Raw genomic sequence first — 13,745 nt, 5'->3', positions numbered from 1 at the left:
GGCCGGGTGTGGTGTGGGGAAGCTCCGCACCCGGCCGGCCACCCATCCGGTGCGTCTTCCTCCGCACCACCCGCCGCGGGCGCATGCCGCGTCGACGGGTTCCACCCGTCGCGCGACCGCCCCGCTCCGGTCCACGTGGAGGAGACCATGCCGACCAGTCCGGCCCAGGCGCCGACGGTGCCCGCGCACGTGCTGCCGCACCGCACTCCCGCCCAACTGCTCACCGTGGCCCGACAGGGCCTCGCCGAGGCTGCCCGGACCGGCCCCGACGGCCTCCGGTACGCCGCCGCCCACCTCGCGGCGCTGCGCGCCGCCGCCGCGGTGCTCGCCGCCCGCGCCCGTCCCGCACCGACCCGACGCAACCGGATCACCAGCGTCTGGGTCCTGCTCGCCGTCGTCGCCCCCGAGCTCGACGAGTGGGCCGCCTACTTCGCCCTCGGTGCCGGCAAGCGCGCCGCCGCCGAGGCCGGCATACCTCGGGTGGTCACCGCCCGGGAGGCCGACGACCTGCTCCGCGCCGCCGAGGAGTTCGTGACGGTGGTGGAGGCCGCGCTCGGCCTGGCACATCAGCCGGCGATCGACGGTCTCGTCGCCTGAGTCGTGGCGTCCGGCCGCCACCGGCGGGACCCAGGGTGGCCGGACGCCGCCCGGCACGGCACGTCCATGCCGATCCAGCACCGCACTGATTCCACGTACACGCAGCACCAGCACCACCCACCGGCGGGCAACCGGTGGCGACACGACGGGGGGTAGGTCCGATGGCGGGCCGCATGGTGGTCGGTTCCGCCGCGCTGGCCGGGCTGGTGCGTCCGGCCAGCGCACCCGACCCGGCGGGTGGCCACCGGATACTCCCCGTCCGGCCCGAGTTGACCGGGCTGCTGCCCGGTCGTGGGCTGCGACGGGGGAGCACCATCGCGGTCGGCGTCGGGCAGCCTCGGCACAGCGGCACCACCTCGCTGCTGCTCGCCCTGCTCGCCGAGGCGTCCCGGGCCGGATCCTGGTGCGCCGTGGTCGGGATGCCGACCTTCGGCGCCGGTGCGGCGGCCGAGGCCGGGATCGCCCTGGACCGGCTCGCCCTGGTGCCGCAGCCCGGCCCCGAGTGGCCCACCGTGGTCGCCGCGCTCATCGACGGGGTCGACGTGGTGGTCACCGCGGTACCCGCCACCGTCTCCACCTCGGTCGCCGCCCGGTTGGCCGCCCGAGCCCGCCAACGCGGCAGCGTGCTCGTGCCGTACGGCCGGTGGGACGGGGCTGACCTGACACTCCAGGTGGTCCGGGGCGCCTGGGAAGGGCTCGGGGCGGGCCGGGGCAGGCTGCGTCGCCGGGAGGTGACCATCTCGGCACACGGGCGGGGTGCGGCCGCCCGCGCCAAGGAGCTCACGGTGTGGTTGCCCGGCGACGAGTCGACCCGCGTCATCCCCCGCGCCACCACCGCCCGGCCACACCCCGCCCGGTTCCGCGTGTTGACCTCCCCCCACCGCGCGAAGCACACGACATGAGCGCGCGTGCGCGAGCGGATCATCCGGGCTGTGGAGCTTCATGGCGGCGCGGAGCGTCGGGCTTGAGCGCGCGTGCGCGAGCGGGTCGTCAGCGCTGTGGTGACTCATGGCGGCGCGGAGCGTCGGGCTTGAGCGAGCGTGCGCGAGCGGGTCGTCAGCGCTGTGGTGACTCATGGCGGCGCGGAGCGTCGGCATGAGCACGCCGGCTCGGACGTTGCTGCTCTGGTGTCCGGACTGGCCGGTGCTCGCCGCCGAGATCGTCGACGGGGTGTCCGCCACCGGGCCGGTCGCGGTGCTGCACGCCAACCGGGTGGTCGCCTGCTCCGAGCAGGCCCGGGCCGAGGGGATCCGCCGGGGGCTGCGTCGGCGCGAGGCGCAGGGGCGTTGTCCGGGGCTCACCGTCGTCGACCACGATCCCGGTCGGGACGCCCGGGCGTTCGAGCCGGTGGTGGCCGCGGTCGAGGAGGTGACGGTCGGGGTCGAGGTGGTCCGCCCCGGGGCCTGTGCGCTGGCCGCCCGGGGGCCGGTCCGGTACTTCGGCGGTGAGGAGGCGGCTGCCGAGCGGATCGTCGAGCACGTCGCCCAGAGCTGCGCGGTGGAGAGCCAGGTCGGCATCGCCGACGGGGTGTTCGCCGCCGGGCTGGCCGCGCGGGAGGGGCGGATCGTGTCGCCGGGTGGGACGCCGGAGTTCCTGGCCGTCCAGCCGGTCGAGGCACTCGGTCGCCCCGCCCTGGCAGACCTGCTGCGCCGGCTCGGGGTGCGGACGCTCGGCGACTTCGCCGCGCTGGCCGCCGGTGACGTGTTGGCCCGGTTCGGGTTCGACGGGGCGCTGGCCCACCGGTTGGCCACCGGTGGCGACGACCGGCCACTGGCGGTCCGACGCCCACCCGTGGACCTGACGGTCACCGCCGATCTGGACGAGCCGATCGAGCGCGTCGACGTGGCGGCGTTCGCGGCCCGGACGCTGGCCGAGCGGCTGCACGAGCGGCTCGCCGGGTACGGGCTGGCCTGCACCCGGCTCGGCATCGAGGCGGTGACCGCGCACGGCCAGGAACTGCACCGGGTCTGGCGGCACGACGGCCTGCTCGGCGCGGCGGCCATCGCCGACCGGGTCCGCTGGCAACTGGACGGCTGGCTCTCCGGTGGTGGCCGGCGTGGCGACCGACCGCCCCGGCCCACCGCGGGGATCGTCCGGCTGCGGCTGGTGCCGGACGGGGTGCTGGCCCAGGCCGGTCTGCAACCGGGGCTGTGGGGCGAGACCGGTGCGGAACGCGAGCGGGCACACCGGGCCCTGAGCCGGGTGCAGGGACTGCTCGGCCCGGAGGCGGTGGTCACCGCCGTACTCGGTGGGGGCCGGTCGCCGGCCGACCAGACCCGGCTGGTGACCTGGGGCGACGAACGGTTGCCGGCCCGCCCCGGCGCCGTGCCGCTGCCGGGCGAGCCCGACGCTCGCCACGGCGACGCATGGTGGCTGCCTGGAACCGGCGAGGCCATGACGCCTGTCCCGGTCGGTGTCGACGGTGGCACCCCGCGCGCCCGTCGCTTCACCGGGATGGGCACCGTCGCCCCCGGCACCGGTGGAGGACCGGCCGCCGTCGGGACGAGTGGGATCGGCTCCGGCAGCTCCGAGGCCGGAGTTGTCGGGTCCGGGGCGACCTCTGGCGGGTCCGGGGGCGGTGCCGTCAGGTCGGGGACCGGGGGCGAGGGTAGGTCGGGTCGGGGCGGCGGCCGGGCGAGTGTGGGGTCGGCCGTACCGTCCTGGCCGGGGCGACTGCCGCCGCCCTCACCGGCGGTGGTGCTGCCCGTCCCGCTCGCCGCGAGCGTGCTGGACGCCACCGGTGCGCCGGTCGTGGTGAGCGCGCGATTGACGATGAGCGCCCCGCCCGCCCAGTTGATCATCGTGGTGCAGGCCGGGGCTCAGGTCATCCGGACCGACGTGTCGACGACGACTGCCGGCAAGGTCGATGCGTCGGCCGGGGACACCGGCGGTGGTGCTGCCCGGGGTGGTGCGTGGGACGGGATCGTCGCCCGGCGTGGTGTGCCGGTCGAGATCGTCGGCTGGGTCGGCCCGTGGCCGGTCGACGAGCGGTGGTGGGCCCCGGCCGAGGCGTGTCGGCGGGCTCGTTTCCAGGTCCGCCTGGCCGACGGCAGCGCTCTGCTCCTCGCCGTCGAAGCCGGCCGGTGGCTCGTGGAGGCGGTCTATGACTGAGGTGCGAGTGAATCTTGGTGCGTTCGGGCCCCCGGGAGGGCCCCCGGCCGTGCGGGAACGCACCAGGACCTCGGCGGGCGGGGTGGGGCGGTGAGCTTCCACAATCCTCGGCTGCCCTGGTCGGAGTTGGAGCGGGTGCTCTCCGGGCGTACCGAGCAGGGCGAACGGCACCTGCGGGTGGTGGATCCGCTCGCGGTCGACGCCGACGGCGGCGACTCGCCGGCCTGGAGCCGGAGCCGGGAGCAGTACCGTCCGCCCGAGCTGGCCCGCCCCGACGGTGCGGTGCCGTACGCCGAGCTGCACGCGCACACCAACTTCAGCTTCCTCGACGGGGCCAGTCATCCGGAGGAACTGGCCGAGGAGGCCGTCCGGCTGGGGCTGACCGCGCTCGCCGTCACCGACCACGACGGCTTCTACGGCGTGGTGCGTTTCGCCGAGGCGGCCCGCGCGCTGGACCTGCCGACGATCTTCGGGGCGGAGCTGTCCCTCGGCCTGCCCGGTCCACAGCAGGGCGTACCCGACCCGCACGGCAACCACCTGCTGGTGCTGGCGCACGGCCACGAGGGGTACGCGCGGCTGGCCGCGACCATCGCCCGGGCCCAGTTGCGGGGCGGGGAGAAGGGCCGTCCGGTCTACGGTGAGCTGGAGGAGGTGGCCGCCGACCTGCGCGACCACGTGCTGGTGCTGACCGGCTGCCGCAAGGGGCACGTGCCGTCCGCCCTGCTCACCGAGGGGGTGGACGCGGCGGCCCGGGAGCTGGACCGGCTCACCGCGCTGTTCGGCGCGGAGACGGTGGCGGTGGAGCTGACCGACCACGGGCACCCGGTCGACGGCGACCGCAACGACGCGCTGGCCGAGCTGGCCGCCGCCGCCGGGCTGCCCACGGTCGCCACGAACAACGTGCACTACGCCACCCCCGGGCGGCGTCGGCTGGCCACCACCGTCGCCGCCGTGCGGGCCCGGCGCAGCCTGGACGAGATCGACGGTTGGCTGCCCGCCGCCGGCACCGCCCACCTGCGCAGCGGTGCCGAGATGGCGGCGCGCTTCGCCGCGTACCCGGGGGCGGTGGCCCGGGCCGCCGAGTTCGGTGCGGAACTCGCCTTCGACCTCCAGATCGTCGCACCCCGGCTGCCGGCGTACCCGGTGCCGCCGGGGCACACCGAGATGAGCTGGCTGCGGCACCTCACCGACGAGGGGGCGCGGGAACGCTACGGCCCGCGCGAGGCGCACCCGCAGGCGTACGCGCAGCTCGACCACGAGCTGAACATGATCGAGGAGCTGGGCTTCCCCGGCTACTTCCTGGTGGTCTACGACATCGTCGACTTCTGCCGACGGGCGGACATCTACTGCCAGGGCCGGGGCTCGGCGGCGAACTCGGCGGTCTGCTACGCGCTGCGGATCACCAACGTGGACGCGGTCCGGCACCGGCTGCTGTTCGAGCGCTTCCTGGCCCCGGAACGCGACGGTCCGCCCGACATCGACGTGGACATCGAGTCCGACCGTCGGGAGGAGGTCATCCAGCACGTCTACACCCGGTACGGGCGGGAGCACACCGCCCAGGTGGCCAACGTGATCTCCTACCGGCCCCGGTCGGCGGTGCGGGACGTGGCCAAGGCGTTCGGCTTCTCGCCGGGCCAGCAGGACGCGTGGAGCAAGCAGATCGACCGGTGGGGTGACGTGGCCACGGTGGACGTGCCGGAGATCCCCGAGCAGGTGATCGCGTACGCCAACGAACTCCAGACCTTCCCCCGGCACCTGGGCATCCACTCCGGCGGCATGGTGATCTGCGACCGGCCGGTGATCGAGGTCTGTCCGGTGGAGTGGGGGCGGATGCCCGGCCGCAGCGTGCTCCAGTGGGACAAGGACGACTGCGCCGCCGTCGGCCTGGTCAAGTTCGACCTGCTCGGCCTGGGCATGCTCTCCGCCCTGCACTACGGGTACGACATGATCGGGATGAGCCTGGACCTCGGCGACATGTCGCTGGAGGACCCGGAGGTCTACGACATGCTCTGCCGGGCCGACTCGGTCGGGGTGTTCCAGGTGGAGAGCCGTGCCCAGATGGCCACCCTGCCCCGGCTGCGCCCCCGGACGTTCTACGACCTGGTGGTCGAGGTGGCGCTGATCCGGCCCGGCCCGATCCAGGGCGGCTCGGTGCACCCGTACATCCGGCGCAAGAGCGGGCAGGAGCCGGTGACCTTCCCGCATCCGTTGATGCGTAACGCGTTGGAGAAGACGCTCGGCGTACCGCTGTTCCAGGAGCAGTTGATGCAGCTCGCCATCGACCTGGCCGGGTTCGACGCGGCCGGGGCCGACGAGTTGCGCCGGGCGATGGGCGCCAAGCGGTCGGTGGAGCGGATGGCGAAGATCGCCGACCGGCTCTACCGGGGCATGGCCGAGCGCGGCATCACCGGCGAGCTGGCCGACGACGTCTACCGCAAGCTCACCGCGTTCGCCAGCTACGGCTTCCCGGAGAGCCACGCGATGAGCTTCGCCTACCTGGTCTACGCCAGCTCCTGGCTCAAGCGCTACCACCCGGGCCCGTTCCTGGCCGCGCTGCTCAGCGCCCAGCCGATGGGCTTCTACTCGCCGCAGACCCTGGTCGACGACGCCCGTCGACACGGCGTGGAGGTACGCCGCCCGGACGTCAACGCCAGCGGCGCGAAGCCGGTGCTGGAGTCCACCCCGCAGACCCGCTGGGGCAGCCGGCCCGGTGAACCGCCGCACGCCTGGGGGTTGGACGGGCCGGCCGTCCGGCTGGGGCTGTCCAGCGTGCGTACCCTCGGCGATCCGGTGGCCGAGCGGATCGAGGCGGAGCGGACGGCCAACGGGCTGTACCGCGACATGCCGGATCTGGCCCGGCGGGTGGGTCTGACCGCGGCCCACCTGGAGGCGCTGGCCACCGCGGACGCCTTCGCCTGTTTCGGGCTGACCCGGCGGCAGGCGCTCTGGGCGGCCGGCGCGGCGGCGCAGGACCGGCCGGGTCGCCTGCCCGGCACGGTGACCGGCGCGACGGCACCCACCCTGCCCGGCATGGAGGAGGTGGACCGGCTGGTCGCCGACGTGTGGGCCACCGGACTGTCCCCGGAGCACCACCCGGCCCGGTTCATCCGCCCCCGGCTGGACGCCCTGGGCGCGGTGCCGATCGACCGGCTGGGGCGGGTGGAGCCGGGCCGCCGGATCCGGGTCGGCGGGATCGTCACCCACCGGCAGCGGCCGGCGACCGCAGGTGGGGTCACCTTCCTCAACCTGGAGGACGAGACCGGCATGCTCAACGTCACCTGCTCACCGGGGCTGTGGCAGCGGCACCGGCGGGTGGCCCGGACCAGCTCCGCGCTGGTGGTGCGCGGGCTGTTGCAGCGGCACGAGGGAGTGGTCAACCTGGTCGCCGACCGGCTGGACGCGATCGAGCCGCCGGTCAGCCCCGCGTCCCGCGACTTCCGCTGACGGTCCGCCGCCGACGGCGTGCCTCGCCGCACATGATCGGCCGGGCAGGCCCTAGGCTCGACCGGGTGGAACAGACCCCGAATCCGGCCGGGCCGCCGCTCACCCCCCGTACCGCCGTGGTCTGGTCGGTGCTCCGCGCCGAATTGGACCGCCGACCCGCCGCCGAGCTGACCGTGCTCGACGTCGGCGGCGGCACCGGTGGCTTCGCCGTGCCGCTGGCCCGGGCCGGGCACCGGGTCACCGTGGTCGACGCCAGCCCCGACGCGCTGGCCGCACTCAGCCGCCGGGCCGCCGAGGCCGGGGTGGCGCAGCGGGTACGCGCGGTCCAGGGCGACGGCGACGCCCTCGCCGGACTGGTCGAGCCGGCCAGCGTGGACCTGGTGCTCTGCCACGCCGTCCTGGAGGTCGTCGACGACCCGGCACCGGTGGTGGCCGCGCTGGCCGGGGCGCTGCGGCCGGGCGGTGCGGCCAGCGTGCTGGTCGCCGGGCGGGCGGCGGCGGTGCTCGGCCGGGCGATGAACGGCCACCTGGACGTGGCGACGGCGCTCGCCGCCGACCCCGACGGCAGCGCCGGCCCCCGGGACACGCTGCGTCGACGGTTCGACGCCGACGGCGCCACCGCGCTGCTGGCCGCCGCCGGGCTCGCCGTCGAGGAGATCCACGGCGTACGCGTGCTCGCCGACCTGCTGCCGGCGGCCGTGGCGGACGGCCAGCCGGGTGCCCTGCTGGAGCTGGAACGGGCGCTGGCAGCCCGGCCGCCCTGGCGGGACCTGGCGGCGCAGTTGCACCTGTTCGCCCGCCGTCCGGCATGACCGGCCCGGACGGGTCGGCCGTGGCACCCCCGGTGTCAGGAGGGGACCCTTCCTATGCACCAGGCGTTAGCAAGGTGCCCTTCCTTACACCCGTCAAGCCCGAGTACGGCGGCGGCAGCCTCGCCGACGTACTGCCCAGCGCGCTCGCGGTGCTCGGTGTGCCCGGCGCCGTCGACCTGCTCGGCCTCGGTGTCGACCTGCCCGGTGTACGCCGGATCGCGGTGCTGCTGGTCGACGGGCTCGGGTGGTACCAGATCCCGACCGCCGCGCCGTACGCGCCGACCCTGGCCGGACTGACCGCGGCGGCCGGTCGGCCACTCACCTGCGGCTTCCCCTCCACCACCCCGACCAGCCTGGTCACCCTGGGCACCGGGGCGGCACCCGGCGCGCACGGGGTGCTCGGCTTCACGCTGCGGGTGCCCGGCAGCGAGCGCGTGCTCAACCACATCGAGTGGTCCGGCGACCCGTCGCCGCTGCGGTGGCAGCCGGTGGCCACCCAGTTGGAGCGGGCCCGGGCCGCCGGGGTGGCGGTGACCGTGGTCAGTCGGCCGGAGTTCGGCGGCAGCGGCCTGACCCTGGCCGCGAACCGGGGCGGGGACTACCGGGGCGCGACCGGGGTGGACGCGGTGGCCACCACGATGCTGGCCGCGTTGACCGCCGGACGTGGCCCCACCCTGGTCTCCGGCTACCACCCGGACGTGGACCGCGACGGCCACCTCAGCGGCGTCGACTCGGCGCCCTGGCGGACCTCGGTGACCGAGGTGGACGGGCTGCTGGCCCGGTTGGTGGACGGGTTGCCGCCGGACGGGGCGTTGCTGGTCACCGCCGACCACGGGCAGCTCGACGTGCCCGCCGCGCACCGGTTCGACCTGGACACCGACCCTCGGCTGACCGCCGGGGTGCGGGTGGTCGCGGGTGAGCCCCGGGTGCGGTACCTGCACACCGCGCCGGGTGCCACCGCCGACGTGGTGGCGGCCTGGTCGGCCGTGCTCGGCGACGCCGCCCGGGTGATGGTGCGGGACGAGGCGGTGGCCGCCGGCTGGTTCGGGCCGGTGCCCGAGGCGCACCTGGAGCGGGTCGGCGACGTGGTGGTGGTCTGCAACGACACGTACGCCGTGCTGGCCAGCCGGTCGGAGAGCCCGACGGTGTCCCGGCTGGTGGCCTTCCACGGCGCGGACACCGCGGCGGAGATGACGATTCCGCTGCTGGTGCTGCGGGGCTGACCGGCCGTCGGCGTCCTACCCCGGGGTTAACCTGCCAGGGTGGGACGCAGTCAGTCGTTGCCCCGGGGCGGCGATCCCCGGTTCGGGCCGGACTCCGATGACGCCGGCTGCCCGATCCTGCACGTCGACATGGACGCCTTCTTCGCCTCGGTGGAGGTGCGCCACCGGCCGGAGTTGCGTGGTAAGGCCGTCGTGGTCGGCGGGGTCGGCCCACGCGGCGTGGTCAGTTCGGCCAGCTACGAGGCCCGGCGGTACGGCGTCCGCAGCGCGATGCCGACGATGCGGGCCCGGGCGCTCTGCCCGCACGCGGTGTTCCTGCCACCGGACTTCAGTCGCTACTCGACCGCCTCGCGGGCGGTCATGCAGATCTTTCGGGACGTCACGCCGCTGGTCGAGCCGCTCTCCCTGGACGAGGCGTTCCTGGACGTCGCGGGGGCCCGGCGACTGTTCGGCCCGCCGGCCGTGATCGCCCGCCGGATCCGCGAGCGGGTCGCCGCCGAGCAGGAGCTGACCTGTTCGGTGGGGGTGGCGTCGAGCAAGTTCGTGGCCAAGCTCGGGTCGACCCGGGCCAAGCCGGACGGCCTGCTCGTGGTTCCGGCCGCGCAGGTCCTCGACTTCCTTCATCCGTTGCCGGTGGCCGCCCTGTGGGGGGTGGGGGAGCGGGCCGAGCAGAGCCTGTTGCGGCTCGGGCTGCGGACGGTGGGCGACCTGGCCCAGGCCCCGCCGGGAATGCTGCGGACCGCGGTCGGCGCGGCGGCGGCTGCGCACCTGCACGAGTTGGCGTGGGGACGCGATCCGCGTCGGGTCAGCCCGGAGCACGCGGAGAAGTCGATCGGCGCGGAGGTCACCTTCGACGTCGATGTCCGAGATCCGACCGAGATCCGGCGTACGCTGCTGGGGCTCGCCGAGAAGGTCGGCGGCCGGCTGCGCGCTGCCGGGCAGGTGGGACGCACCGTGTCGCTCAAGGTGCGGATGGCCGATTTCCGCACCGTGAGTCGGTCGCGCACCCTCGACGTGCCCACCGACGTGGCCCGGGAGATGTTCGACACGGCTTGGTCGCTCTACACCGCTCTGGCACCGGGTGAGCGGATTCGCCTCGTCGGCGTACGGGCGGAGGGTCTGACCCCGGCGGACGAGACACCCCGGCAGCTCGCGCTCGGTGCGCCCGAGCGGGGTTGGCGCGAGGCGGAGGTCGCGGCGGACGCCGCAGCTGCCCGATTCGGGCGGTCCGTCATAGGACCGGCCAGTCTTCTCGGTGGGCGTGATCCCCGACGAAATGAAAATCCGACGCGGCCGTAGGTCGTCCCGCTTTCCGACGCGCGAGGGCCCTCGTAGACTTGCGGGTAAGCAGCCGGTTGGCTGCCACGGTCTGTCGGTCCGACCGGACCGACCAACGTGACCGGGGAGGAGTGCCGTGCCGCTCTCGGAGCACGAGCAGCGGCTGTTCGAGCAGATCGAGCGGTCGCTTGCCGAGGACCCCAAGTTCGCCTCGGCCGTGCGCGCCAGCGACCCGCGTTTCCACGCGCGGCGTCGCCTGCTCGTCGCTGCCGGCGTGATCGTCGCTGGCCTGGCGTTGTTGGTCTATGGCGCGGTGATCAAGACTCCGCCGTTGGCAGTGGCGGGATTCGTTGTCATGCTGGCCTCGGCCGCGTTCGCGGTGCAGTCGCACCGTCGGGCGCAGTCACCGGACCTGCACGTCGTCGGAGGAACGGCGAGTCGTCGCCGGTCCCGGGGACGGTCCGGCCGCCGGTCGGGGGGGTTCCTCGACCGGATGGAGGACCGGTGGCGTCAGCGCCCGGAGGGGCACCGCTGACCCGCTGTTCCTGACGGCGGGGCATCCGTCCCGGATCTGACCGGTCCGGGGCGTTCCGGCGTGCGGCGGACGGGTGTCGTCCGGGTGCCTTCGGGGTGCTCGGGGCGACGCGGCGACGTGGCGCGTTCCGCGCTGCCCAACGGGCGGCGACGTGGAGACCCGGCGACGGCAGACCACGCGGCGGCAGAAGAACCACGACGGGCCGGGTACCGGTGGATGTCCACCGGTACCCGGCCCGTGTCGTCGTGCCCGGTCCGGGCGGCGGTCAGCGGCCCGCGCGGCTCGCGATCAGTCGGCGCGGACTGAACCGCAGTAGCCGGTGACGTACCTGACCACCGGAGTTCACCAACCGCGACGAGGTGTCCGCGACGGTGGTGCGCCAGCGCTGCAACACCGACGGCGGCAACACTGTCGCCATCAGTCGGGTCCGCCGGTCGGCCCGCTCGGCCAGCGCGCCGCGTACCGTCCGCAGGGCCGTGGGCAGCGGCTCCCCGGTCAGCGGGTCGCGCGCGTACCGGGCCCGCTCCTCGGCGCGGCCGAGCAGGCGGGCCGCCGTGCCGGCCCCGGTGTCCGGTGCGAGTGCCTCCCGGACGAGCCGGTCGGCGGTCGCCCGTGGGGTCTCCGTCCGGTCCACCCGGATCCGGTAGTCCACCAGGGTGTCGAGCAGTTCGTCCCAGGCGGCGTGGGCGTCCGCCCGGGCCCGGTCCGGGTCGGCGTCGACCGTCATCGCCGGTCGGTGCTCCCCGGTGGCGGTGGCCTCCGACGCGTCGACGGTCCGGATCACCGGTGCGGGCCGACCTCGGCGGTGGCGCAGCGCGAGCCGACGCAGCGCCGGCACGGAGAGCAGGACCAGCAGCGCGAGTACGCCCACGGCGAGCAGCCAGGGCCAGCGTGGCGCCTGCGGGGTGGGCGCTCCCGGAGCGGCGCCGACGGCCGGGTCGTCACCCTCCTCGAACTGGTTCGGTCCGGCGTCCGGCCCGGCCGACGGGTCGGACGCGTCGGGCGCGGCCGTCGGGTCGGCCTGCGGAGTGTCCTCCTCGGGGGCGTCGACGTCCGGCGCCCAGGCGGACCGGGTCGAGCCCGGTACGCCGTAGGCCGGGGTGGCGTCGAAGGGCACCCACCCGATCTGGTCGAAGTACACCTCGGTCCAGGCGTGCAGGTTGCGGTTGGTCAGGATGAGGGTGTCGGCGGTGCGCCGGTTGCCGTTGGTGAAGCCGAAGGCGACCCGGGCCGGGATGCCGGCGTCACGGACCATCCAGGCCAGCGCCGCCGCGTACTGCTGGCAGTAGCCGGCCTTGTTCTCCAGGAAGTCGAGGATCTCCTGCCCGCTGGTGCCCTGTTCGGTGCTGAGCTGGTAGGTGAAGCCGTTCTCCTCGGAGAAGTAGTCGTAGATCGCGCGGACCTTGTCGTACTCGGTGCGCTGGCCCCGGATCAGTTCGGCCACCAGGGTCCGCACCTCGGGCACGTCGGGGGTGACGGTCTGCTGGACCCGCCGGGGATCGTCGGCGGACAGCGCCCGTGCCGAGCGCAGCGCCTGCGGCGTGTACGTCGAGCGGACGTAGTCGAACGAGTACGACTTCTCCCGGGAGTTCTCCCGGTTGGAGAAGACCACCTGCAGGTCCTGGTCGTAGAACCAGTTGCGGTTCAGGTCGGTGAAGCCGACCGGCTCGGCGTAGACCGGCATCAGCGGCATGGCCAGAGACCGGGTCACCTCGACGGTGGCCCGGTGCCGGGTCCGCTCGACCCCCCGCACCTGCTGGGTCGACGGGTCGGGCAGCTCACCGGTGACCCGGCTGCCGTTCGGGCCGCGTACCCGGAAGCCGTCGCCGCGCAGCTCGTCGGCGACTCCGAAGCGCAGGTAGAACGGATCCTCCTCGGTGGTGGTCACCGTCACCAGGTCGGTGGTCTCGGACTGGTTGAGCGTGCCACTGAGCGCGGCGAACAGGTCGACCCGGCCGGGGGAGCCGCCGAAGCCCTGCCCGCCCAGGCCGTTGCCGACGCCGGAGTTGAAGTTGTTCATCAGGCCGGAGGTCATGCCCGGCACGGCCAGCGGCACCAGGACGGCCAGCGCCAGGCCCACCACCGCCAACCGCCGACCGGCGGCGGCCAGTGGGGACGCCTCCCAGACGTCGACGTCGCGGCCGTCGCCGGTGAACCGACGGCCGAACCGCCGGACCCGGTCGACGTTGTCGGTGACCAGCAGCCAGAGGAAACCGGCGGCCCCGATGGCGAACGGCAGCGGCGGGACGCTGTCGACGTAGACCGCGACCGGCACCGAGTAGATGGCCAGCATCGGCAGACCGGCCAGCGCGGGCCGGCGCAGCCCGACACAGAGCACGTCCACCAGCACCGCGACGCCGCCGATACCGAGCACCGTGATGAACAGCAGCGGGTCGGTGTCGGGCACCTTCACACCGTGCGAGCGCATGTCGTCGACCGAGCTGCTGAGCAACTCGGCGAAGTGCCCGAAGGTGGCCGGCGTGGGCAGCACCGCGAGCAGTTCCTCGCCGCTGGGGAACAGCCAGGTCAGGGCCAGGGTGAGGCCGGCGACCATGGCCAGGATCTGCGCCCACAGCGGGGTCCGACCGAGCCGGGCCAGCGCCGCCGCGGCGGCCACCGCGGCCACCGCGATGACGGCCTGCACCAGCCAGGTCCACCGTTCGAAGATGGCCGACAGCGGCGCCGCCGCGAGCAGGGTCGCGGCGGCGGCCACCAGACCCAGGTTCCGATGGGCGATCATGAGGG

General features: G+C 74.8%; 9 protein-coding genes. 8 read left to right on the top strand and 1 reads right to left on the bottom strand.

Annotated elements, in window-relative coordinates:
* Positions 1-147 precede the first annotated feature (147 nt).
* The 8 genes from ACIBMZ_RS12665 (at position 148) to ACIBMZ_RS12630 (ending at position 11,000) form a co-directional block, all read left to right on the top strand.
* Positions 148-597, top strand: a complete 450-nt coding sequence (locus tag ACIBMZ_RS12665) for an SAV_6107 family HEPN domain-containing protein (protein WP_396693077.1) — start codon at positions 148-150, stop codon at positions 595-597.
* A 161-nt stretch (positions 598-758) separates the two neighbouring features.
* Positions 759-1,499 carry a hypothetical protein gene (locus ACIBMZ_RS12660; protein WP_396693075.1) on the top strand — a complete coding sequence of 247 codons (741 nt, stop codon included), beginning with the start codon at positions 759-761 and terminating at the stop codon, positions 1,497-1,499.
* A gap of 193 nt (positions 1,500-1,692) precedes the next feature.
* The gene (locus ACIBMZ_RS12655) at positions 1,693-3,708 is read left to right on the top strand and encodes a DNA polymerase Y family protein (RefSeq protein WP_396693074.1); all 2,016 of its coding nucleotides are present in this window, start codon (positions 1,693-1,695) and stop codon (positions 3,706-3,708) included.
* A 90-nt stretch (positions 3,709-3,798) separates the two neighbouring features.
* Positions 3,799-7,152: an error-prone DNA polymerase gene (locus tag ACIBMZ_RS12650; RefSeq protein WP_396693072.1), complete on the top strand. Its 3,354-nt coding sequence runs from the start codon at positions 3,799-3,801 to the stop codon at positions 7,150-7,152.
* Positions 7,153-7,184: 32 nt separating this feature from the next.
* Positions 7,185-7,964: a methyltransferase domain-containing protein gene (locus tag ACIBMZ_RS12645; RefSeq protein ID WP_350696340.1), complete on the top strand. Its 780-nt coding sequence runs from the start codon at positions 7,185-7,187 to the stop codon at positions 7,962-7,964.
* Positions 7,961-9,187: an alkaline phosphatase family protein gene (locus ACIBMZ_RS12640; RefSeq protein ID WP_396693070.1), complete on the top strand. Its 1,227-nt coding sequence runs from the start codon at positions 7,961-7,963 to the stop codon at positions 9,185-9,187. Before ACIBMZ_RS12645 ends, ACIBMZ_RS12640 begins: the two co-directional genes overlap by 4 nt.
* A gap of 39 nt (positions 9,188-9,226) precedes the next feature.
* Positions 9,227-10,486 (top strand): DNA polymerase IV, encoded by a 1,260-nt coding sequence (locus ACIBMZ_RS12635; RefSeq protein WP_396693068.1) that lies wholly within the window; start codon positions 9,227-9,229, stop codon positions 10,484-10,486.
* A 115-nt stretch (positions 10,487-10,601) separates the two neighbouring features.
* A complete protein-coding gene (locus ACIBMZ_RS12630; protein ID WP_131056765.1) occupies positions 10,602-11,000 on the top strand; it encodes a DUF3040 domain-containing protein in 399 nt (132 codons plus the stop codon).
* 265 nt (positions 11,001-11,265) lie between these two features.
* On the opposite strand, the gene ACIBMZ_RS12625 is transcribed toward ACIBMZ_RS12630, so the two are convergent.
* Positions 11,266-13,740, bottom strand: coding sequence for a transglutaminaseTgpA domain-containing protein (locus tag ACIBMZ_RS12625; protein WP_396693066.1), 2,475 nt, complete (start codon positions 13,738-13,740; stop codon positions 11,266-11,268).
* Positions 13,741-13,745: the final 5 nt, after the last annotated feature.

The sequence above is a fragment of the Micromonospora sp. NPDC049900 genome, from assembly GCF_044461025.1.
Taxonomy (GTDB): Bacteria; Actinomycetota; Actinomycetes; order Mycobacteriales; family Micromonosporaceae; genus Micromonospora.
The sequence above is the reverse complement of the archived record's forward strand: the minus strand, read 5'-3'. Positions and strand labels throughout refer to the sequence as shown.

What these genes read in the sequence shown, in the direction of transcription:
- ACIBMZ_RS12625 (WP_396693066.1), bottom strand. Translation starts at nt 13,740, where the DNA reads ATGATCGCCCATCGGAACCTGGGTCTGGTGGCCGCCGCCGCGACCCTG.
- ACIBMZ_RS12640 (WP_396693070.1), top strand. Translation starts at nt 7,961, where the DNA reads ATGACCGGCCCGGACGGGTCGGCCGTGGCACCCCCGGTGTCAGGAGGG.
- ACIBMZ_RS12665 (WP_396693077.1), top strand. Translation starts at nt 148, where the DNA reads ATGCCGACCAGTCCGGCCCAGGCGCCGACGGTGCCCGCGCACGTGCTG.
- ACIBMZ_RS12660 (WP_396693075.1), top strand. Translation starts at nt 759, where the DNA reads ATGGCGGGCCGCATGGTGGTCGGTTCCGCCGCGCTGGCCGGGCTGGTG.
- ACIBMZ_RS12655 (WP_396693074.1), top strand. Translation starts at nt 1,693, where the DNA reads ATGAGCACGCCGGCTCGGACGTTGCTGCTCTGGTGTCCGGACTGGCCG.
- ACIBMZ_RS12645 (WP_350696340.1), top strand. Translation starts at nt 7,185, where the DNA reads ATGATCGGCCGGGCAGGCCCTAGGCTCGACCGGGTGGAACAGACCCCG.